The organism is Cohnella boryungensis (genome assembly GCF_042651945.1).
Lineage (GTDB): Bacteria > Bacillota > Bacilli > Paenibacillales > Paenibacillaceae > Cohnella > Cohnella boryungensis.
Genome location: NZ_JBHSED010000005.1, coordinates 246,462 through 269,633, shown reverse-complemented (window position 1 = coordinate 269,633; position 23,172 = coordinate 246,462). Strand labels below are relative to the sequence as shown.

The 23,172-nt window shown below is 57.3% G+C and carries 13 protein-coding genes; 3 read left to right on the top strand and 10 right to left on the bottom strand.

The genetic code is table 11. The annotated features are described in order from the left end of the window. From ACFO1S_RS05730 to ACFO1S_RS05685, 10 genes are all read right to left on the bottom strand, one after another. Nucleotides 1-3,516, bottom strand: a 3,516-nt coding sequence (locus ACFO1S_RS05730) for a condensation domain-containing protein (RefSeq protein ID WP_378126389.1), incomplete at its 3' end; no start/stop codon positions are given. 12 nt (nucleotides 3,517-3,528) lie between these two features. Further along, nucleotides 3,529-4,254 (bottom strand): thioesterase II family protein, encoded by a 726-nt coding sequence (locus ACFO1S_RS05725; RefSeq protein WP_204603195.1) that lies wholly within the window; start codon nucleotides 4,252-4,254, stop codon nucleotides 3,529-3,531. Then, nucleotides 4,251-6,116, bottom strand: a complete 1,866-nt coding sequence (locus ACFO1S_RS05720) for a cyclic peptide export ABC transporter (RefSeq protein WP_204603196.1) — start codon at nucleotides 6,114-6,116, stop codon at nucleotides 4,251-4,253. Before ACFO1S_RS05720 ends, ACFO1S_RS05725 begins: the two co-directional genes overlap by 4 nt. Beyond that, nucleotides 6,113-6,886 (bottom strand): 4'-phosphopantetheinyl transferase family protein, encoded by a 774-nt coding sequence (locus tag ACFO1S_RS05715; protein WP_204603197.1) that lies wholly within the window; start codon nucleotides 6,884-6,886, stop codon nucleotides 6,113-6,115. The genes ACFO1S_RS05720 and ACFO1S_RS05715 overlap by 4 nt, the downstream gene beginning before the upstream one ends. Further along, nucleotides 6,873-10,286 (bottom strand): non-ribosomal peptide synthetase, encoded by a 3,414-nt coding sequence (locus tag ACFO1S_RS05710; RefSeq protein WP_204603198.1) that lies wholly within the window; start codon nucleotides 10,284-10,286, stop codon nucleotides 6,873-6,875. Before ACFO1S_RS05710 ends, ACFO1S_RS05715 begins: the two co-directional genes overlap by 14 nt. After that, the gene (locus ACFO1S_RS05705; RefSeq protein WP_204603199.1) at nucleotides 10,286-11,353 is read right to left on the bottom strand and encodes a hypothetical protein; all 1,068 of its coding nucleotides are present in this window, start codon (nucleotides 11,351-11,353) and stop codon (nucleotides 10,286-10,288) included. The genes ACFO1S_RS05710 and ACFO1S_RS05705 overlap by 1 nt, the downstream gene beginning before the upstream one ends. Nucleotides 11,354-11,367: 14 nt before the next feature. Next, nucleotides 11,368-12,390 (bottom strand): hypothetical protein, encoded by a 1,023-nt coding sequence (locus tag ACFO1S_RS05700; RefSeq protein WP_204603200.1) that lies wholly within the window; start codon nucleotides 12,388-12,390, stop codon nucleotides 11,368-11,370. Nucleotides 12,391-12,404: 14 nt separating this feature from the next. Then, entirely contained in the window at nucleotides 12,405-16,283 is a 3,879-nt protein-coding gene (locus ACFO1S_RS05695) for a non-ribosomal peptide synthetase (RefSeq protein ID WP_204603201.1), read from the bottom strand. A 312-nt stretch (nucleotides 16,284-16,595) separates the two neighbouring features. After that, nucleotides 16,596-18,065, bottom strand: a complete 1,470-nt coding sequence (locus tag ACFO1S_RS05690) for a protein adenylyltransferase SelO (protein WP_378126386.1) — start codon at nucleotides 18,063-18,065, stop codon at nucleotides 16,596-16,598. Between the two features lie 36 nt (nucleotides 18,066-18,101). Beyond that, on the bottom strand, nucleotides 18,102-19,166 hold the full coding sequence (locus tag ACFO1S_RS05685) for an ankyrin repeat domain-containing protein (RefSeq protein ID WP_204603203.1): 1,065 nt from the start codon (nucleotides 19,164-19,166) through the stop codon (nucleotides 18,102-18,104). A gap of 151 nt (nucleotides 19,167-19,317) precedes the next feature. On the opposite strand from ACFO1S_RS05685, the gene ACFO1S_RS05680 reads away from it, so the two are divergent. Genes ACFO1S_RS05680 through ACFO1S_RS05670 form a run of 3 tightly spaced genes read left to right on the top strand, consistent with a single transcriptional unit; the run spans nucleotide 19,318 to nucleotide 23,166 of the window. Then, entirely contained in the window at nucleotides 19,318-20,862 is a 1,545-nt protein-coding gene (locus ACFO1S_RS05680) for a spore germination protein (RefSeq protein ID WP_204603204.1), read from the top strand. Then, a complete protein-coding gene (locus tag ACFO1S_RS05675) occupies nucleotides 20,846-21,946 on the top strand; it encodes a GerAB/ArcD/ProY family transporter (RefSeq protein ID WP_204603205.1) in 1,101 nt (366 codons plus the stop codon). The genes ACFO1S_RS05680 and ACFO1S_RS05675 overlap by 17 nt, the downstream gene beginning before the upstream one ends. Further along, nucleotides 21,943-23,166: a Ger(x)C family spore germination protein gene (locus tag ACFO1S_RS05670; protein WP_378126383.1), complete on the top strand. Its 1,224-nt coding sequence runs from the start codon at nucleotides 21,943-21,945 to the stop codon at nucleotides 23,164-23,166. The genes ACFO1S_RS05675 and ACFO1S_RS05670 overlap by 4 nt, the downstream gene beginning before the upstream one ends. The last annotated feature ends 6 nt before the right edge of the window (nucleotides 23,167-23,172 follow it).

The following is a 23,172-nucleotide window of genomic DNA, read 5'->3' as shown; positions in this document are numbered from 1 at the left end:
GGCAATGCGATTCGCCCGCGTTTCCAGCTCGCCATACGTCAGCCGCTCCGCGCCGAAGACGGCCGCGATGCGATCCGGCGTCCGCTCCGCCTGCCGCCGGAACAGCTCGGGCAGCGTCAGCTCGGACGGGAACGACGCCTCCGTGGCGTTGAACGTCTCCACCACTTGTCTGCGCTCTTCCTCCGTCAGCAGGCTGATGTCGTCCAGCCTCTGCTCCGGATCGCTTGCCGCCTGCTCCGCCAAGCGCAGGAAGTGGCGTGCCATTCTTTCTACCGTTTCTCTGCGGAACAGCTGCTCATTATATTCCCATACACAGGACAGCGATCCCGTTGGCTCAGGGTAGACATCCAGCTTCAAATCCAGCTTCGCCGTCCCCGTCTCCAGCGGAAGCTGCGTGAACCAGCAGCCGGCTGCCGCGAAACGCGCTTGCGCCTCCTGTGCTTGATTGTGGTAAACCAGCATCGTGTCAAACAACGGATTCCTCGATCGATCTACCCCGCGGCCCGACCATTCTATCAGCTCCTCATAGGAAACGTTCGAATGGTTGAGCGCATCCCAAAGCCGGTCTCCCGTGCCGCTCAGTAATTCGCCGAACGCCGCTGCTCCGTCGACGTTCACGCGAACGGGAACGTAATTGTTGAACATCCCGACCATATTATGCGTCTCGGGGTGAGCCCTTCCCGCCAGCAGCATGCCGATCGAGAAATCGCGCTGCCTGCTGTAGCGGCTGACAATGGCGGCATGAAGGGCCAGCAGTAGAGACGAAATCGTTCCCTTGCGTCCCAGCAGTAGCCTCTGCCAATTGCCCATCAGCTCTGCAGGAAGCTCCAGCCGCACCGTTCCTCCCCGAAAGCTTCGCTTATCCGGCCGCGCCGCGACATCCGGCCAATCCAGCGCTGAGACCGAAGCCTCCAGCTCCTTGCGCCAATAAGCCTCGCTGTCCGGCTTCACGCTTCCGCGCTGCCGCGCCCACTCCGAGTATGCGACATAGGGCTTGCCCGGCGACGGCAGCGTCTCTCCGTTCAACAACGCCGAGAACTCCTTCATCAGCACGTTCATGCCGATTCCGTCGGAGGCGATATGATGTATGTTCAGGAGCAGCACATGCCGATCGTTCCCATCCGTCCACATTCCTGCTCTTAACGGCTGCGGCCGGTCAAGCTCAAACGGAGCCAGCAACGCGTTGGCTTCCGAATTCGCTAACGCGGCCACATCGTTCAGATGCTCGGTTTGAACCGAATACACGCTCAGCTCGAAACGAACCGTTTCCCCGTTGTGTACCTGCTGAACAAGCTTGTCGTCTTCCCAATGATAGGAGGTCCGAAGCGTCGCATGCCGCTGGATCAGCTGCCCGATGGCGCTTTGTACCGCTTCCGGCCGCAGCGTGCCTTCGATCCGGAAAGCCAGGGGAATGTGATAGGCGCTTCCTATGCCTTCCGCCTGCTCGACGAATGCCATTCGCAGCTGCGCCACCGACGCCGGATAATGGCCGTCGGCTGAGTCGGTCGGCTCGGATACCTCGGGCAGAGCTTCCATTATCGGTGAACTCCCCGCTGCCGCGCTTTGCTGGATTCTAGCCAGAAGCAGGCTCGGCGTCGGATGATCGAACAGCTCGCGGATGGTCAGCTCGGCTCCCCATTCCTTCTGAATGAGCGCCAGCAGCCGAGCGGCCTTTAACGAATTCCCTCCCAGCTCCTGAAAATGATCGTGAGACCGCACATCCGCCGCTCCCAGCGCTTCGCGCCAGATTTGCTTGAGCGCGGTCATCTCCGGAGCGTCGTGCTCCTCCGAAGCGGCTTGAGCCTCTTCATTGGCATTCGCGGCCATCAGCTCGGCAAGCTCGCGCAGCGTTTCGTCCCACTCCCCGGACCTTAAACGGTCGGACAGCTTATAACGCTGGATTTTGCCGCTGGTCGTGCGGGGGATTTGGCGAATCGGCAGCACGAGTCCGATATCGAAGCCCGTTTCCCGGGCCAGGCGGCGCTTGACTTTGTCCGCGACCTGAGCGAACTTCTCCAGCTTCCCCCGATGCTGGACGAATATCACGATGTCCTCCTCGCCCGTATCGGGGTGCGGCGCGCCGCACGCCGCCGCTTTGCCGTAGCCGATGCCGTCAATCGCCTCGACCCGCTTCTCCAGATCGTGCGGATAGACGTTCTGTCCCCGAACGAAAATAATATCTTTATGTCGGCCGGTAATGACGAGCCGTCCTGCGCGCATGAAGCCGAGATCGCCGGTTCTCAGCCAGCCTCCGGAGGCGAAAGACTTCTCTGTCTGCTGCGGCGCATTATAGTAGCCCTTCGTCACGTTCAGCCCGCGAATGAGAATATGTCCCGTCAATCCGTCGCCCAGCTCGTCGTCATCCTCGCCGCGTATGGAAACCTCGCAATCCTCGACCGGGTAGCCGACGTCGACGAACACGATTGCCCGCTCATCTCCCTGATCCGCCAGTCGGGTTTCATCGCCGATGCCCAACGTTCGCGGATCGACCCGTACAGGCACAAGGGGCTCTCCAACCGGCGGGAAGGTGACGGCCAGCGTCGCTTCCGCCATGCCGTACACGGGAAACATCGCTTCCTCGCGCAGGCCGAACGGAGATAGCGCAGCCGTGAATTTATCTGCCCATTCGGCAGAGATCGGCTCTGCCCCGTTAAAGATCAGACGGATGCAGCTCAAATCCCAGCCCTCGGCTTCCGCCGGCTTGAAGCAGCCTAGAAAATGCTTGTATCCGAAATTCGGGGAAGCGATGGAGGTAATGCGATGCTCGTTCGCCTTGGAGAGCCATAGCATCGGATCGAGCATAAACTGGGCCGGCTGCATGAGGTACTGCTCCATTCCGGCATAAATCGGGGCGAGATGGAAACCGATCAGCCCCATATCGTGGGTGAGCGGCATCCAGCTTAAGGAAGTATCGTCCGAAGTCGTGCCCGAACGGGTGACGATGGCTTTCATATTCGACAGCAGATTGCTGTGCGTAAGCATAACGCCTTTCGGATCTCCGGTAGAGCCGGAGGAAAATTGCAGGAAAGCGAGATCATCCCCCGAGGCTTTATAAAGCAGGTCATCCGGACGGCTTGGACCGATTTCCGGGAAAGCTGCATCAGGGTCGATACGGTACACGGAGCCGTTCAACCTCTCCGCTCCGATCGTCTCCTCGGCGTCGGCGGCGCCCGCTGCATCCGCGAGCAGCCTTGGCCGGCGCAGAGTCCCCCACACCTGCAGCAGCTTGGTTCGATTTTCTTCGCTGCCGCCCGCCGTCACCGGAACGGGAACCCAGCCCCCGAGCACGCAGCCCCAGAACGCCACGACGAATGTCCGCGGATCGTCGATCCGAATGACCACTTCCTCTCTCGTTTGCCAGCCTTGGGCAAGCAACTGGGCGGCCAAAGCCAGCCCTTCTTCATACAATTGCCGATAGGTCAACCGGGATTCCGATTTCTTATGTATAAACACGATGCCTTTCCCGCTACCCGCCGCGCTTTCCAGCATTTCCGCCAAATGGGTGAACGGCTTCATCGCGCGCCTCCTCTATGCATAATTCGTTTCAACTAAGGGTGATGCCGACAGCTCCTCCCGCAGCAACGCATGCAGCGTCTGCAGCGAATCGGGGCGGTCTTGCCAGTAAAAGTGGCCTCCAGGCAGCCGTACGACACCGCAATCCGCGGACGTATGGCTTCTCCAGCCCTCCACCTCCGCCGGCGTCCACTTCTCCTCTTCTCCCGCAATGGCCGTGATTTCCCATGGCAGCGGGGGCTTCGCTTCGTATTTGTACGTTTCGACCAGGCGGAAATCCGCCCTTAAGATCGGCATAAACACGTCTCTAAGGGGCTTGTTTGCAAAAATCTCCGATGAGGTGGCTCCCATCTCCAATATCCGCTTGGAGAACTCCTCGTCCGGCAGACGATGAATCGGACTGTCCGGGGCGGGAGTTTCAGGAGCGGGACGCCCCGAGAAAACAAGCTTGACCGGGGCCGGAAGCTTGCGGTCACGGATCAGCCGCGCGGTTTCATACAGAATCATGCCGCCCATGGAGTGTCCGAACAGGGCATAAGGCGTTCCGTCCATTCGCTCCTCCAGCAGGCGTAGGACATCCTCCCTTGCATCCTCCATGCCTTCATAGAAGCGCTCTCCCGAACGCGTCCCCCGTCCGGCCAGTTCCAGCGGAACACACTCCAGCTCCGGCGCAAGACTCCTTTTCCACCTGAAATAAATCGCAGCCGACGCCCCTGCGTACGGCAAACAAAAAAGTTTCATGCGATTTTCCCCATTTCGAGTTTGATCAGCTTATCGGCCATCCCGAAATAGCGATCGTCATGGGTGATGACGATCACGCACTTGCCCTTGCTCCGCAGCTCGGGAAGCAGCGCTGTGTAGAAATATTCCCGGTATTCCGGGTCTTGGTCCGCCGCCCATTCGTCGAACAGGCAGATCGGCTTATCGTCGAGATAGCTGACCAGCAGAGCAAGCCGTTTCCGCTGTCCGGTGGACAGCCGTGTCGTGCTGAAGCGGCCGCCCTCTATCGCGACCTTGTCATGCAATCCCAGCACCTGCAAATAGTGGCGCGCTTCCTCGGCCTTGGCTTCGAAATCGATGCCGTACAGCCGATCGAATAAATACGCGTCGCTGAATATTGTCGACACGTAATCTCCAATAGCTCCTGCGCCAATCGGCTCTCCATTAAGCGTAATCCTGCCCGCATTCGGTTCGTATAGCCCCGTGACCAGCTTCGCAAGCGTCGATTTGCCGCTGCCGTTGCCGCCGATGACGAATACGAGCTCGCCGGAGCGGAATTCGTAATCGATCGGCCCGACGGAGAAGCTTCCCTCGGAACCGCGGCTGTACTCGTACACGGCTTGCTCCAGACGAAGCATGACTTCCGCAGCTTCCTTCGACCCCGGTTCCAAGTCGGTTCTTCCCCCCAGCTCGGAGAGTTCTTCGGTAAATTTGCGGATGCGCCTCCAGCTTATGCGGGCTTGGAACAGATCCGGCAGCGTATTCAGAATCGAGGTCAGCGGTCCGGCCATATACAGGAACACGAATACGAAGCTTCGCAATTCTCCATTGCCGATCCCGGGCAAGAGATGCGGAAAAGCAAACACAACGGTTCCGATGACCGATGCGAACAGCAGGTCGCCGATGACGACGACATTCGCCACTTTGACTTCCGCCTGGGAGCGCTTGTCGCGATAGGACGCGCAGCTTTGCTCCATATCGTCGCGAAAGTCGAATGCTTTGCGACGGTTCAAATACAGCTCCTTGAAGCCGTAAATCAAGTCGTGGATGAACTTGAAAAAGACGTTCTGGATGTCCCGGGTCTGCTCCCACAGACGGTTAGCGGAGCGAAGAATGCCGAAGAACGCTCCCGATGCGGCAATCACGACCGCAAGCGAGAACAGAAAGCCCGGCAGGCTCAATACGGCCAGGTACGTGAAGCCCGCAATGATGGTGACCGACCATGTGCCGACGCTGACCATCCGGTTCGCGAAGCTGCTCACCGTCTCCGTATCATTATTCAGACAAGCCTCGATTTTGCCTCTTTCCATCGCTTCCACGTTCGCATAAGGCGCGTTCAGAACGACGGACAGCACTTCCATTCTTTTGTCATATACGATGCCGTTCGTCATGCGTATGAGCCGCGACCTTAGCAGCTTCTGTCCGCAGACGAAGGCAAGCATGCCGAGCACGAAATACGGCAGCAATTCGGTGCTGAAGTTTCCGTTGCCCGCAATTGCCGCATTTACAACGAAGATCATCGAAGCGTTGCCGAAGCCGCTGGCGATACTGAGCAGCAGCATTGTTCCGTAAGGCCGGTCCTTCTTCTTCGAGTACGCGGAAGTCAGCCACAGATATACGCCGAACAAGACAAAGGCCGCATACGCCTCGCCCAGCACGATTTTTTCCGTTACCGCAGCGTCATCCCACAGACGGGTCATGCAATAGCCCAGCCAGCCATAGAACACCGTCGCGAAGATCGCTTGCACTGCAGCCGCGGCTGCAGTGCTGCCCTTCTTCTCCCGAACCCGCGTTTTCCTGCGAACTCCGCGAAGCACCCAGATGATGTTAATAATAGTTCCGACAATTGCCAGCGCCGGTAGTGCGATCCAAAGCGCGCTCACTCCCCGCATTCTCCTCTCATTGCTTCAATCTCATGATCCAGCAGGCTCCAGATGTCGAAAGGGGACAGAATGGCCCACAGTTGCGGAAGCCCCCCCATGGCGCATACCGCTGCCGGATGGCTGTCGTCCAGCCAATATCCGGCTGCGCGGTAAGGCGCTAAAGCGCCGAGAGATGCGGCCGTGACAGAGAACGTGCTCAGCCCGTGGGAGAGCCCCCGTCCCAGCGCTTTGACATAGCTTTCCTTTAATGTCCAGATTTCGTAGAACCGCTTCAACCGGTCATATCCCGTCAGCGCAAGCAGCTCCGCCTTCTCATCGTCGGCCAGCAGCTTGTCCGCCCAATCCAGCTCCTGCTGCCTGATCTGCTCCACGTCAATGCCGACAGCCGACTCCGCAACGGCGCAGACGCACCAATCACCGGAATGCGACAGATTAAACTGCAGGCGAGCCGCGCCTCTAAGACTCGGCTTGCCGTAACGATTCTCCTCGAAATCAAGCGATGCCGGGCTACCGCTCGTCTGCCAGTCCTTGCGTAATGCGGCTCGAAGCAGCATCTCCGCCAGCAAAGAGCGTCTCGCGTCTTCTTCCCGTGCAAAGCGCTGCAGCCTGTCCCTCCTCGCAGGAGAGCATATGGCATAGAAGCGCCGGTGCAAATCGCGAGGGAGCGGGCGATCCGCCCTGACGGCATACAGCATCACCCGTCCCTGCGCCGGATTCCGTTCGTTGTCGGCTGTCGTCTCAGGTTTGGCCCCGGCCTTAGGAAGCCTCATTGCAAGCCCGCGTCGTGTACTGGCTCAGATCGCGAATCGTGTAGCATTGCTGGAAGTCCTCGGGAGAGATGACCAGGCCTCGCTCCTCCATCTCGATCTCCAGCTTGACCGCAAGCAGGGAATGACCTCCCAGCTCGAAGAAATTGTCGTTTACGCCCACCGTATCGATCTCCAGCAGCTGCTTCCAGAGCTCGGCGAGCTCGGCTTCAATATCGTTGGCCGGCGGCTCGTAGGCGACTTCGGAGCGAACCTGGGATTGCGGAGCAGGCAGCGCTGCGCGATCCACCTTGCCGTTGGAGGTCACCGGAATGGCCGGCAGTCTGACGAAATAGGAAGGGATCATATAAGCCGGCAGATCCGCCGCCAGGAAATCCTTAAGGGAGCGGGCGGAAATCTCCTCGGACGCCGCGTAATAGGCGCACAACGCTTTTTGTCCCGACGCGTCCGCGCTATCGATGACCACGCATTGCTCGATTTCCGAGTGGCTCAGCAGCTTAGCCTGAATTTCCCCAAGCTCGATTCGATATCCCCGGATTTTCACTTGATGGTCGACGCGTCCCAAAAACTCGATGTTGCCGTCGGCCCTGTATTTGGCCAGATCGCCCGTTCGATACATCCTTGCCGACGGCTCCGAACGGAACGGATCGGGAATAAACCGCTCTCGCGTCAACTCTTCCGCATGGTAGCCGTTCGCAAGGCATTCGCCGCCGATGAACAACTCTCCTCTGGCCCCGATCGGACAAGCCTTCATGGAGCGATCCAGAATATAGTACCTCGCGTTGCGAATCGGCTTGCCGTACGGAATACTGAGCCAGCTCGGATCGGTCTCGCCCACCTCGTAGCAATTAGACCATATGCAGGCTTCCGTCGCGCCTCCGAGCGCGGCGATCGCGCATCCCGGAAACAACTGACGCAATTGGCCCGGAAGCGGAACCGGAATCCAGTCCCCGCTAAGCATAAACAAGCGAACCTGAGCTTGCTGACCGTCATGCTTCTGGAAGAATGGAATACTCTGGGCAAGCGCGGCCGGCGCGGAATCCCAGATCGTAATCCCGCTGTCCGCCATGCGCTGCGGCCAGGTTTCCGGCTTACGAACGTCCTCCTCCGTAATAATGTCGATCGCTCCGCCAGCCGACAGCATACCGAATACGTCGTATACGGACAGATCGAAGCAGAAGGAAGTAATAAAGAACAGCCTGTCCTTCTCGTTCACGCCGAAGCGCCCGTTGACCCAATCGATGACATTAACGACTGGACGGTGGGAGACGACGACACCCTTCGGAGTACCCGTCGATCCGGAGGTAAACAGTACGTATGCGGTGCGCGATGCATCTTCCACCAGCTCAGGCGCGCGGCTTCCGTCTTCCGCATTCAGATGGGCGCGCGTGATCATCGGCAAGCTCGGCGCCGATTGCTCATCAATGGACTGCAAAGCGCTCGCAACGGAGATAACCACGTCGTAACGGAAGCGCAGCTCGTTCTTGAAGCCCCTCGTGCGCTTGCGTACTTCGACCTTTAATCCCGGATGCCGCTTCTCCAGGCCGGTAAAATAATCCTCGTGGCAGTACAGATGCTGATCCAGATGAACGCGGGTTTTGTAGAATGCGCCGTGATTGCGCTTGAACTCCTCCAGCGAAGCGCGGAACTCCTCCTTGGCCGATTCGTCGGGAATGTCCGCCAGAATAACCGCGCCTCCCGGGCGCACAAGACGAACGGCATCCGACACGACACGGTCCAGGTAAAGATAATCCGGGAAAAATTGAATCGTGCTCGGCAGAAGCACAACGTCGTAGCTTTGATCGGGCATACCGGCGATCTCGTCGGCAAAGCCCGTCATCAACCGGATATTCGCTTCGCGATTGCCCTCCTTCACGCGCCGGAGGTTGCGTTCCTGCGTGACGGCAGAGGCATCCAGGCCGGTATATTGACCGAATGCGTTCGCCAGCTCGAACAGGACAAGTCCCGAGCCGCAGCCGATTTCCAGAGCGCTCTTCCCGTCGCCGGCGAAGGGGCGGGCTAATTCGAGCACTCTGTCGCGGTATTCGTCAACCTCCGCTTCGGTGAAATATAGGCCCGTATAGGAGCTGATGAATCCGCCTGCGGACACTTTGTCCGTCGCATTCTCCGCCAGGTCGTCGAACATTTTCGCCATGGCCTCGCGGTCAAAGCGGGAAGCGGTCGGATCCGCTTCATCCTCGTCCAGCAGCACGACCTGACGCAGCGACTCCGATCTCCACAGCAGATCGGCAATCGGAGCGAACAGCTCCTTCTGCGTGACCATATGGGTCGCTCCCACCTCGTCCAGCACGGTCTGAATTCGACGCTTCGGCCATGACGAGTCCATCGGAACGTACGCGCCTCCCGCCTTCAGAATGCCGATTGCGCCCACGAGCGGATCGAACGAACGCTTGCACAGCAGCGCAACCCGCACCTCCGGCCCTACTCCGCTCTTACGCAGAGCGTTCGCAAGCCGGTTCGACTGCTCGTTCAGCTCGCCATAGGTAATTGAAGCGTCCTTGAATATCGCAGCAACCGCATTCGGCGTCCGCGCCGCTTGCTCCGCGAACAGCAGATGCAGCGTCTTATCCGCCGGGAACGCCCCCTCCGTCGCGTTGAATTCGCGGACAATTCGCTCCCATTCGGAAGGATATAGCATTTCAAGCGAAGACAAGGAAGCATCGGGGGCGCTCAGCAAGCCGTCCATCGCGCGCAGCCAGTGGGAAGCCACCGCTTGAGCGAATTCGCCCGAATAACGAGCGGCGTTGCAGCGAAGGCGCAAATCCCATTCTCCGTCGCGCTCTTCGAACCAGAACAGGAAGTCGGCTTTGGTCTCCTCGAACGAGTCGCCGCTATGAACGCGGCTGCATCCCATCGCGATTGGAACCACGAAGCCGTCGGCGCTGTCCGAGCCGCCCCAGCCCCGATCCAGAACCAGCTGCGAGAACGGATAGTTCTGATGCTCGGAAATTTCGGCAACCCTTGCCTTAAGCGCATTGAGATGATGACGGTAGGAGGCGGTTAGATCGGGCTCGAAGGGGACGACCAGATAACGGTTCAGGCTTCCTTCCTTCTGTTCCCCGTTTCCCAGCACCGGCGTTACGACAAGAGTTTCCGTCGTGTGCGCGTATTTCTGCGCGACAATCTGCACGCCGCTGAGCAGTACGAGAAAAGCCGCCAGGTCCGAGCCGCCCGACAGAGCATTGATCTTGCCCGATAAGGCGGCGCCGCATTCGGTATGCCATTCCTGATACCGCGTCTGCTCCGAATCCGCAGGTCTGCGGTCTTCGGGAAACCGCGTTAATTCGCGGTCTCCCTCCAGAAGAGCCGACCAGAAGTTTTTTTCCTTATCCAATTTACCGCTGGCCAATATTTTCTGGATCTCCAACGCATCCAAGCTCATTAAGCTTCCTCCTTTAGAATGTACAGGTGTTTCTTGCCGCCGCTGCGCGCGTAGTCTTCCAGCATCCGCTCGATTGCGGAGGATTCCTCCTGCTTAAGCGCGGTCAGACGTTCCTTGAGCTGCTCCAGGAACCGATTGTTGAAGCTCATCAAATATTTCAGCTCAAGGTTGCGGGCCAGCAGCGCCGATTGCTCGATCTGTCGCCACTCCTCCTTCGAGCGCTCCGAGACTTTGTAGAACCCGTGCTCCTCCATATAGGCGATTCGGCGATTCATCATCTTCTTGTGCTCCCACAGCACATAAAAAGGCCGATGGTCGATAATCCCCTCCTTGGCGATATGTCGGTCGATTTGCAGCTGCAAACGTCCATAGACGTCCGATCCCCAGATGATCGGGCAAGGCCTGGTTTCCTCGAACGCTTCCATTCTTCTGCTCGAAGGCTTAGCCAGCCAATATTCCTCCAACTGCTCCATCACCCAATGCGTCTTGAATTCGTAGAAGGCTTTATAATAGCTGTTCAGCTTCATCAGCCGGATGAAATTTTCCGGCTGAATCTCGTCCTTCGGCTCGAAGCCGTAATAGGCCTTCTCGAAATCCGCATAGCTGGCTTCGGTCTCTCCGTAGCGCTGATTCTCGAAATAACCCGTGAATTGAAAAGTGCTTCGGGCATCGTCATAGCCATGAATCAACACCGAGTGCGGGTTGGAACGATTCTGATAGGCAACCGTGCCCGGGATGTAAAATTCGTCCAGGAAAGCCCAGACATATTGGCCATCGTCGATGCTGTCCCGCACCAGGCTGACGAAGCCTCCTTGGTACTTCTCCAGCGTTTTGCGCGTCAGCTTCTGGGTCCCGCCCAAGCATGGGATCAGGTGGTGCTCCGCTGTCTGGGTGTAGTGGTCAACCTGAACGGTTTGAACCCAATCCCAGGTGAACAGCTGAACATAATTGCTGTACACCCATCGAAGCGCATCGGGATCCGTATGCATAATGGAAAGCGCGTAAGTCACATGGGTGTAGGACGTGATGTCGGGAACGGCAATCGGTAAAGTTCTGCCGGCTGTCATGCGTAATTCCTCCTTCAGTTGTCCCGGTCATATTGCTCCATCATCTGGCCGATCGTCCTGGACTCCGCTTCTTTTAAGCCGTCAAGCCGTTCAATGATCTGCGTCAGGAAACGGTTATCGCGGGTCATTAAGTATTTCAGCTCCAGATTGAAGATCGTCTGCGCCTTGGCCTCGATCTCCTTGTATCCATCCCTTATCTCCTGTGAAAATTCGAAATGCCCCTTGTCCGCCATATAGGCGAGCCGATTATTCATCGTTTTCTTATGCTCATGCAAGATGAAAAACGGACGGTGGTCGACGAACGATTCCCCTCTGAGCTGCTGGCGCAGCTTCTCCTGCAGTCCGTCGATAACCCCGATGCCCCAATAATAAGGACATTCCTTCCGCTCCTCGAAGATTTCCATTCGGACGTCGGACGGTCTGGCTCCGCCGTAATCGGCGAGCTGCTCCATAATCCAATCGGGCTTGAATTCGTAAGCGTTCGGGCTTCTCTTGAGCAAATGCGTGTTATTCGCAAAATGAATAGGCGGCAGCTGCATCTCCGTGAATGCTTGCTCGACCGTATCGTAAGGAATCGTAGACTGCTTGTAGCGCTGGCTTTCCATGTACCCGCTGATATGAAACTCTCGGTTGTCGTCGTCGTAGCCGTGAATCATGATGGCGTGCTCCAGCGACTGATTTCGATAAGAGCGCGTGCCCGGAATGTAGTACTCGTCCACGAAGGTCCATACGTAAAACTCCTTATCGATGCTGTATCGGACGAAATCGCGAAAGCTTGGGCAATAATGCAGAATCCAGTCTCGACTGATGCGCTGCGTGCCGAACAATCCCGGAAAATGGAACAAGTCCGCATTGGGGATAAAGTAGCGCATCTCGACGGTCGATCCATGATCCAGCATGCAAAGCTGCACGTAGTTGCTGAACACCCAGTCCACTCCCTCGGGAGCCAGCGACAAGACGGACATGGCATACGAAATGTGCGGATAGGAGACGATCTCGGGTACGGCTAACGGAAGAATTCGACGGGCGGCCATCATGTAGCCTCCTCGCTTCAGAATTGAAAATCGAAGGACAATCCGGCTGCCGTAATCGGCCGGAATTCAACCGCCAAGCCGACTTCGGACAACAGCGTATCGGGACGTTCGGCAAGCAGCGCAAGGAGTCTTCGATAATCGTCGGCGATGGCCGACGCGGTCTCCGGCCGGAACAGCGAGTTCGCATAGGTCACCCACAGCAGCATGCCTTCCTCGTTCTCCCAAGCCTGAAAGACGAGATCAAAGCGCGACAGCTTTTCCTTCAGAATGATCGGTATCCATTGCGATCCGCCAATGGCAGTCGGTGCGGATTCGAGATTTTGCAAGACGAACATCGTATCGAACAGAGGATTTCGCGAAGCGTTCCTTGCAGTCTGCTTGCGAGCCAGAAGCTCGAACGGATAATCCGAGTGCTCGTAATCCTCCAATACCCTCAGCTTGACCTGATTGACGAATTCACGAAACGTCAAGCTTCCCTCCGCGCGGTTGCGGTGGGCAAGCGTATGAACGAACATTCCCGCCATGCCCGCGACGTCCGGATGATTCCTCCCGGCATGCAGCGAGCCTACAACGCCGTCCTCCGATCCTGTCAGCTTGGACAGAAGCGTATAATAGGCGGCCAGCATCGTCATATGCAGCGTCGCCTGGCAAGCGTTCGCCAGCTCCCGAACGCTGGCGGTAAGCTGCTTGTCCCACTGAATCGCCAGCGTATCGCCATCGGGACGCCGAACGGTAGGACGAGGGTAATCGATCGGCAAGTCGGCCGTTCCCTGGTAATCGGCGAAGCGGCTTGACCAGAAGCGCTCGTTCTTCGCATCGATCTCCCTCTCGTTGAGCCATTCGCAGTAATCCTTATATTGCAAGCGGAGCGGCTCAAGCGGCTTGTCCGACAGAATCGCGTCGAGGTCGCGAAGAAGAACGCCAAGGGAAAGTCCATCCGCAATAATGTGGTGAAGCTGCAGAAACAGCCTGACTGCTCCCACCTTCTCTTCCACCCAGGCGACCCGGATCAACGGGGGCTTGTTCAGATCGAACGGTTCGATAAGCCGTTCGGCCAGCTGCTCCGGCGTTTCTCCGCAGCCGTCGGCGCGCAAGATGCTAAAGTCTACATGCTCGGCAATGCTCTGGATCGGTTCATTGCCTGCCCAGCCGAAGGATGTCCGCAGCGGCTCGTGACGCTCGATCAGCTTCCTGAACGCGGCTTCCAGCTCCGCGAAATCCGGCGCCGGCTCCAAGCGAAAAACAAAGGGCAGCACATAGAGCGTGTTGTCGGTGCTGACGCTCTCCGCGATGAACACCCGGCTTTGAGCGGGAGACAACCGATATCCGGCCTTTACCGGCGCTTTAGGGATAGCCTCCATCCGATTCAAAGTTCCCTCGCTCTGAATCCACTCGGCCATCGCCGCAAGCGTTGAATAACGGAAAATCAATTCCATCGGCATGTTCGCGCCGAATGCGATGTAGATTTCTCCCGCAAGCTTGGCTGCCTTCATGGAATGGCCGCCCAGCAGGAAGAAGTCATCCTCCCTGCCGATCCGTTGCACGCCGAGAACCGATCGCCAAATGACGGCAAGCGCGAGCTCTATCTCTCCTTGAGGCGTATGCTCGGCCATCAGCTCCTGCTGACCGGCAAGCCATGCTCGCGGCTCCGGGAGTGCGGATACATCGGGTTTGCCGTTGGAGGTAAGCGGAATTGAAGCGAGCCGGATGAGAAAGGCCGGCACCATATAGGCCGGAAGCCGATTGGCCAACTGATCGCGCATAGCTGTCGACGGCTCCGCGTCCGGCTTGTCCGTAACGTAATAGGCGACCAGCGCCGGCTCGTTCTGCGGATCGGGCTTCACCGTAACAGCCGCATCCTTCACGCCGCTTAGGCACAACAAGACATGTCTGACTTCCTCGGTTTCGATTCGATACCCGCGGATTTTAACTTGCCGGTCTATTCTGCCTAGGAAAGTCAGATTGCCGTCGCTTTCCCATCTTGCCAGATCGCCCGTTCGATACGCGCGCGTTCCGTCTTTTGGCAGCGCCACAAATTTCTGTTCGGTCATCTCTTCTTTGCCCCAATAGCCTCTGGACAGCCCGGTCCCGGACACGACCAGCTCCCCCGGGACGCCGGAAGGCAGCGACTGCAGATGCCCGTTGACAACATGAATCCCCGTGTTGGGCAACGGCTTGCCGACCGGGACGAGCGCGTTCGCTTCGACAGCTTCCGGCCTTCCCGACCACGCCGAAGCGCACACCGTCGTTTCCGTCGGCCCATAGGCGTTCACGTACTCGACCCGCTCGCCCCAACGCGACAACAGCTCTCTGCTCGACTCGGAGCCGGCCGTAATCAACAAGCGCAGCCCGCCAAGCCTCTCCGGCTCCAGCTTATCCGCATAAGTCGGCGGCAGCGTAGCGACCGTAATTCCGTTGGCGGCCGCCCAGGCTTCAAAGCGCGTGGGCTCTCCGACAATTGCAGGGGTGGCGATATGAAGCTGCGCGCCCGTGAGCAGCCCCATGGAAATCTCCCAGATGGATGCGTCGAACGAGGCGCTGGCGAATTGCAGCACCCGATCGCTTTCGTTAATGCGAAATGCGGTCTTGAAGTAGTGCCGCAAATTCAGTACGCCGCGATGCTCAACCATGACGCCTTTCGGTGTGCCGGTCGAACCCGATGTATACAAAACATAGGCCAGATCATCCGGTCCGCGGCGAGGAAAATCAGGGATAACGTTTTTCGATTGCCCGCGCAACGAGGACAGCTCTTCGTAAATAAGCCGCTTGCCCTCGAATTCTCGGCTGGCTTCGTTCTCTTCCTGCAGGAGCAAAGCCGAAGCTTCGCTGTCCCCGAGCATGTAGCGGATTCGCGAGGCCGGATAGCTTGGATCGACGGGAATGTAGACGCCGCCGGATTTCAAGACGGCAAGAAACGATACGATCCAGGCCGAGGAGCGCTCCAGCATAACCGCGACGCGATCTCCCTCACGGATGCCTTCTTCGCGCAAGAGAGCGGCCAGATCATCCGCTCTGGCATCAAGCTCGCCATAACTGATATTTTCTTCGCCGCACGAGACGGCAACGGCATCCGGGCCGGCCTTGGCGACTAGCTTGAACATGCTGTGAATCGTCTCGTTCGAAGCGAACTCGGCGGAGGTGTCGTTCCATTCCGCTTGACGGGCCGTTTCCGCACGCGACCGCAGCTCCAGATCCGCCAGCCTGCGATCAGGCTGTTCGACCGCCTGCTCCAGCACGGCAAGGCAGCTCTCGGCGACCGTCTCGGCCAGATGTTTGCTGTATTGTCCGGAATCGTAAGCGATAACGAGGCTCCATTGCCCCGTGTCTTCCGCAGCGATCCGGCACTCCATTAAGATCTCGTTCGTCTGGACGAACGTTGTCTTCATTTCCCTCCCTTGCTTGTCAGGATAGTAGAATCTAAATCGTTCATATCCGATCGGCAGCGCGTCCGTTCGAGCTAACCAATTAGCGATATATTTAGGGTGAGTCTTGAACGTTGCCAGCAGATAGGCAAGCAATTCCTTGAAGCTGGATTGCATCTGCGGTCGTTCGAAGGCGATCGGGACAACGTCCGTATCGTTGTCTGAAGTCGAGCCGCCCAGCCCTGCGGGAACAGCGATTGCAAGCTTGCTTTCCGACTGTGTAAACGCGAGCAGTACCGTCGCCCACGTCGCCAAATAAAAAATCATCCGCAAATCTTCCCGTCCGCCGCAGTACTTGTCCATCTTTGCGACAAGACGCTCCGGTACGCGAATTTCGACTTGCCGCTTGTCTCCGGACTTGCCGTAGCCGTCCGGCTGCAATGGCGGTTCGCCTCCCCACCCCCTCATCACGTTCGACCAATACGTATCGGCCTGACGCTCGAATGAACGCTCCATTAAATTACGGGGTGTCACGAAGGCATCATCTCCTTATTGAAGATTCAATCCTATGAATCTCTTTCGCTTCGCATTTTCCTCCATCGTTCGACAAATTTCGATATACACAACCATTTATAGTAATTAATGTATAAACCAATCATAACGAGTTGTGCTAGATTTGGTCAACAACGATTTTTGTAAAAGAAACCCGGAATCTGACACAAGACTCGAAATTTCTCCGTTTACAAAAAGACACAGAAGAGACGAAAGGTGTCTTCGTCTTTTCTGTGTCTTAATTTGGCGGCTATGGCCCCTCATCTCGTTAGCGCATGGAACTGCGCGGCCGAATTATGTGCCGCAGAAGGTTCGGTAGGGATGAGCCGAGGGCTCCGGGAGAGCGGCGTATGCCTCTTGCTCGGGGGAGTGCGCATACGGCTGGGCAAGCGCCTCAAGCAGCCGTTGCATAGGCGCGTAGTTTCCCTGCTCCACAGCGGCTTCCAGCGCTTCTTCCACCAGATGATTGCGCGGAATGAGCGCGGGATTGCAGCCTTGCATCAACCGGACGGAGTCGGACAACGGCTCCGGCTGTCTGTCCAGCCGCCGCTGCCATTGCTCCTGCCATTGCGTGAATTCCGCACTGTCGGAAAGAACAGCGTCCTTCAGGTCGGCGAAGGACAACGCACGGAACGTATTCGTGTAATCCGCCCGATGCAGCTGCATCAGCCGAAGCAGCTTTTCTACCAGCGCTTCATCCTCGGGCTCCTTGTTGAAAATCCCCAATTTCTCTCGCATGCCGTCAAGCCATTGAGCCTGATACAAACCTGCAAATTCCGCAAGCGTGCCTTCGGCCAATTCAATCGCTCGGACTTCGCTCTCATCCAACAGCGGCAGCAGGCTCTCGGCAAACCTCGCTAAATTCCATGCGGCAATCGCCGGTTGATTGCCATACGCATACCGCCCATTAGCATCAATCGAGCTAAACACCGTTGCCGGGTCGAAGGCGTCCATGAAGGCGCACGGGCCATAATCGATCGTTTCTCCGCTGAGCGCCATATTGTCGGTGTTCATCACGCCGTGAATAAAGCCGACTAGCTGCCACTTGGCAATGAGCGCTGCTTGTCGCTCAATCGCCAGCCGCAGCAGGTCCAGGTACCGATTATCCCTCTTGCCGGCTTCGGGATAATGCCGCACGATCGTATAATCCGCCAAAGCTTTAAGCTCTTCGAAAGTCCCCCATTGCGCCGCATATTGAAAGGTGCCGACGCGTATATGGCTTGCAGCCACGCGCGTCAGAACGGCGCCCTGCTGTTTCTTCTCCCGATAGACCGGCTCCCCGGTCTCCGTCACCGCCAGACTGCGAGTAGTCGCAATTCCAAGCGCATGCATCGCTTCGCTGATGATGTATTCGCGCAGCATCGGTCCAAGAGCCGCCCTACCGTCTCCCCTTCGGGAATAGGGCGTCGGCCCCGAGCCTTTAAGCTGAATATCGAAGCGTTCGCCGCGGGGGGTAAGATGCTCTCCCAGCAATAGAGCCCGCCCGTCCCCCAGCATGTTGAAATGGCCGAATTGATGTCCGGCATAGGCCTGCGCAAGCGGCAAAGCGCCTTCCGGAACCCGGTTGCCCGCAAGCGCCTCCACGCCTTCCGCGCTTTGCAGCGCCTGAACGTCCAAGCCGAGCGAAGTCGCCAACGGGCCATTGAAGATGACCAGCTTCGGCGAGCGTACTGGGGTCGGATCGAGTCGGGTGTACAGCTGGCTCGGCAATTCAGCATAGCTGTTGTCGAAGTTCCAGCCTGCTTGATTAGGATTGTTTGGCATAAGCTTCTCCTTCATTGTAAGACATGGGTACAGAGGTCAGAACATCTTGGCGAGGAAGGCTTCCGGCTCGTTCAGAAAATCTGCGAACATTCCCAAATGCCCGTATTCCTTATGCTCGATATCATAGAAGCCGATGCCCTTCTTCCCCTTATGCCAAACGATCAGCAGGTGAGAATAGGCATCCAGCTCGGCCGATAATCGCAGCAGCTTCTGTCGGCCTGCCGTCAGCTCGACAGTATCCTCCAACGCCAAAAATTCCACGAAGCGAACCTCGAATTCGTTAGGCGGAATTTCGACCCGGCGGTTGTCGCCGCAAAGAAAATCGATGAGCTCGGCAGGCAGTCCGTACCCTCTAAGCGCATGCAGCTTGTTGCTTCGACTGTGAAATTCGACAGGCTCTAACGACTTGAGATATTCGGCCATTTCCGTATTGTGTTGCGTTACGGCAATCGTATACGCACGTTCGCCGTCTTTCTCCGCAAGGGTTACATCCGTGCCGCGCTCCACCAGGTATTGGACCATGGCCATGCTGTTCATTCTGGCTGCCACCGTCAGCGGGGTCGCGCGGTATGGATATACCATATCCGGTTCGTTGTAGTTGATATCCACGCCATGGTCGAGCAAATAGTCCGCCGTCTTCCTGTCAGCGTCCGAAATCGCCTTTCTCAACGTTTTGCCGCCGTATTTCGCAATGTCCAGTCCCAGCTCGCGGATTACCGGAATGTTATGTTTATTCCCATAGTAGGCTTCGTCGTATGCGCTCGATTTGACCCGGCTAAGACGATCCATCTTGGCGCCTTTCCCGTGCAAATAGCGCACAAGCTCCTCATCGCCATAGCGGACCGCCAGCAGGAATGCGGGATTGAGCTTGTCATTCAGCTCGGCGCCGCGCTCGATGAACAGCTTGGCAATTTCCGGCTTGTTCACATAGAGGGCAAGCGCCAAAGGCGTCACCACCGTATATTTGCCGATCGCCAGCTTCTCCTCGACATCCATGCCTGACTTCAGCAGCTTCTCAAGCTCGTTCTTGTTCCCGTTGTAGATAAGCACTGCCAGCTCGGGCAAATTTTCGAATTTTCCGAGATTTGCAATTCGGTACACGCTCTTCAGCTCCTCCGCCAGCTTCTCTCCCCTATTGTAAACGACCTTGCAGGGTTAGTCATCCAAAGGCGCCTTAGGCGATTATTGTTCGCTCAGATGGGAATAATGGCTTGTTACATAACCCCATTCCCTTACACCGGAGCTGAAATAGATGTCGAAGCCGCCCGCTCACTCCCCACAAGACCTCTTGCCGGATTGCGATGTCGATTTCTCGGCCGCATTGGTGGACAATATATCGCTGCTTCGCCGCTGCCTGGACGATTGCTATGATATCGTATTTCATTCCTTTGCCATGGCTGACGGAACCGGCTGCTGCGCCGTCTTCGTTCCGGGCTATTCCGATCGGTCCGCGCTGGAGAAGCAAGTGCTTCTTCCTCTTGCCTCCTCGGCCAAGCGAGAGACCTCGTCTTCGTCCCTCCCCGGGGGGATTGCCGGCAATTCCTATACGGAGCTAAGCAACGTTCTGCTGGCCGTGGACAGAATATGCGCCGGCTATCCCCTGCTGCTCATCGACGGCTCCTCCGCAGCTTGGGCGTTTCATCTCGTAAGACCCGAGCAGAGATCCGTCGAGGAGCCCATTGCCGAATCGACCGTTCGGGGACCGAGAGATGGATTTACGGAAGCGCTCGGCGTGAATCTTCCCCTCCTTCGCCAAAGACTCAAAACTCCCAATCTGAAAATGATCCGTCTCACTCTAGGGCGATTTACGAAAACCGATATCGTGATGGTTTACATGAAAGGAATGGCTCGGCCGGAATTGGTAAGCGAGGTTCGCCGCAGGCTTGAGCTCGTCCAAAGCGACGGAATTCTGGAGAGCGAAATGATCGAGGAATGGATTTCGGACAACCCGTTCTCGCCTTTCCCGCAGATGCTGCCGACCGAACGCCCGGATGTCGTCTGCGCCAACCTGATGGAGGGGCGAATCGCCATTCTCATCGATGGAACTCCATTCGCGCTGGTCGCTCCGATCAGCTTGTTCTCGATGCTGCAATCGCCGGAGGATTATTATCAGAATGTCCTCTCAAGCACGTTTCTTCGCTGGCTTCGCTACGGCTTTTTTATCGTCTCGCTCGTGCTGCCGTCCGCTTACATCGCGATAACGACCTTTCATCAGGAAATGATACCGACCGTGCTCCTCCTCAACATTTCCAAATCCCGCGAGGAGATTCCTTTTCCCGCGTTGATCGAAGCGCTCATTATGGAGATCACCTTCGAGGCTCTTCGGGAAGCTGGCGTTCGCCTCCCCAAGCAGGTAGGGTCCGCCGTCAGTATCGTAGGCGCCTTGGTCATCGGACAAGCCGCAACCTCGGCAGGCATCGTTTCCGCGCCGATGGTCATCGTCGTCGCCATTACGGGAATCTCCTCGTTCATGATTCCGCGCTATTCCTTGGGCATACCGCCCCGTCTGCTCCGATTTCCGATTATGCTGCTGGCCGGAACGATGGGCCTGGTGGGCGTCATGCTGGGATTCATCGCGATGGTCATTCACCTGTGCAGGCTTCGTTCGTTCGGCCTGCCTTACTTGTCTCCCATTTCTCCAGTCCGGCTGCGCGAGCTCAGAGACATTTTCCTTCGTCCTCCGGCTTGGCGAGACTCCCGGCAACCCGAGCTCGCGGGCGAATCGCTTGAACCGGAAAACGCCGATCGAGGCAGCACCAATATGAAAAGGAGGACGGGCAATGATCGAGCAAGGTAAAATTTCCACGCTGCAAATGAACGTTATCCTGTTCCCGACCATATTGGCGACAGCCGTCCTGAGCGTTCCCAGCATTACGATGGCTTTCGCGGGACACGACATGTGGCTGTCTCCGTTGCTGGCCTCTCCGGTCGGATTGCTGGCCATTGCGATCGCTTATCGTCTGAATAAGCGCTACCCTCATCTTTCACCGATCGAGTCGAGCGTTCTCATTCTCGGCAGGCTTCCGGGCAAGCTGTTCGGACTGTTCTTCCTCTTGTACTTCCCCCATCTGAACGGCATTGTTCTGAGAGAATACGGAGAGTTCATCCTGAGCGCCATTCTGCCGGGCACGCCCTTGTTCGTTGTGATGGGCAGTCTGATGTTCGTGTGCGCGCTTAACGTCGTCAGCGGCATTGAAGTGCTAGGCCGGACAGGGATCATCCTCGTCACGCTTATGGCGACGCTGCTGATCCTGATTTTGCTCTTGCTCATACCGGAGATGGATCCGGCCGAATGGCTTCCCTTTGCCGAGAAAGGAATACAGCCCGTGCTTCTGGGCGCTTTTGCTCCGGCGAGCTGGCTGAGCGAATACGTTCTGATCGGTTTCCTTCTCCCGTTCGTCTCGAATCGCCAGCGGGTTTGGAAATCTTCCATGATCTCGCTGGCTGTGACAACCTTTACTATGGTGGCGGTCAATATCTCCTGTCTGCTTCTGTTCGGAGACGTCACGGACAGATTTGTATTTCCGTTCATGATAGCGACCCGATACATTAGCTATGCGGATTTCCTTCAGCATATCGAGGCTCTGATTATTGCGATCTGGATTACGGGGATTTTCATAAAAATCTCGGTGCTTCACTATATCCACGCCCTCACGGTCGCGCAATGGTTGAACCTGAAGGACTACCGTCCGCTGGTGTTCCCGCTGGCCTTTCTCACGGTAGCCTATTCCTTCTGGGTCATCTCCAGTCAAAGCGAGATCGGGAGCTTGCTGGGCTCGACCGGGAATCTGTATACGCTGTTCTCTCTCGTCTTCCTGCCCGGCATGCTGCTTCTCGTCGCTTCCATCCGGAATTCCCGCGCCTCCGCGCTCCGCAGATGATCGGGAACGACAAGCTCCAACGTCTAATTCGAGGGGGCAGACTGGCAACGGCCCTTGCGCTGCTTTTCACCTTGACAGGATGCTGGGACCGGAAGGAAATCAACGATCTCGCCATTGTGCTGGCTACCGGAGTCGACGCCTTCCCGAATGGAACCGTCGAGCTCTCGGCGCAGATCTTTATTCCGAGAGCGGCCGGAGGCGGTCCGCAAGGCAATACCGGCGGAAGCGGAGGCAACTCAACCGGCGATACTCTCGTGCGCAAAGCTCAAGGCCGTACGATCGCAGAGGCGATGACCCGACTGCAGCGTCGTACGTCCCGTCACCTGTTCTGGGGCCACAGCGAGGTAATCGTGTTCGGTCAGGAGGCCGCGAAGGGCGGGATTCGCTCCTACCTGGATTTCTTCCTCAGATATCTTCAATTCCGCGAGCACGCTTATGTCTATGTCGCCAAAGGCATGGCGAGCTCTGCGCTCGACAATCAGCCTCTGCTTGAACGCAGCTCCTCGGAGGAGCTTAGAGAGATGGGCAATCTGAAGCTGGGGATGCTGGTCACACTCAAGAAGCTGACGCAGATGGTGGAGGGAGACAGCCAATCGGCAGTGTTGACCGTGATCGAGCAAGTCTCGCAGAAGCAGAAGAACGGCACCAGACAGATGACGACCTCCATGAAGGGCCTGGCGATACTCCGCAAAGACAAGCTCGTTGCGATCATTCAAGAGCCCGTTACCCGCGGGCTGCTGCTCATTCGCAACGAGCTGGAGACCATGACCTATTCCTTCAGCCTCGCCGGGCTGGATGGAACGGCATCCGTGAATCTGCTGCGGGCGCGAGCGCACCTGTCGCCGGTCATTGCTGCCAACGGAGACTGGAAATTGAACTTGGACGTTCGGACAACCGGGGATCTCATTCTCAACACGACCGACATGGACAATATCGCGGAGACGTTCATGAGCAAGGCTAGGACCGCCTGGGCCGAGCTGCTGCGCGAGGACGTTGAATCGGCGCTGGAACGCATTCAGTCTAAGCTGAAGGTTGACGCGTTCGGCTTCGCCAATCATTTCAGACGCCGTTACCCTCGGCAATGGGCGAGGGAGAAGCGCGATTGGCCAATACTCTTCGATAAAATAAAAGTAAACGTGGTCATTCAGACCAAGATAGCTCGTATCGGCAAGTCCGACCTTCCGCAGGGCATTCCGGAGGACGAAATTCGTAAAAAGTAAGGAGGG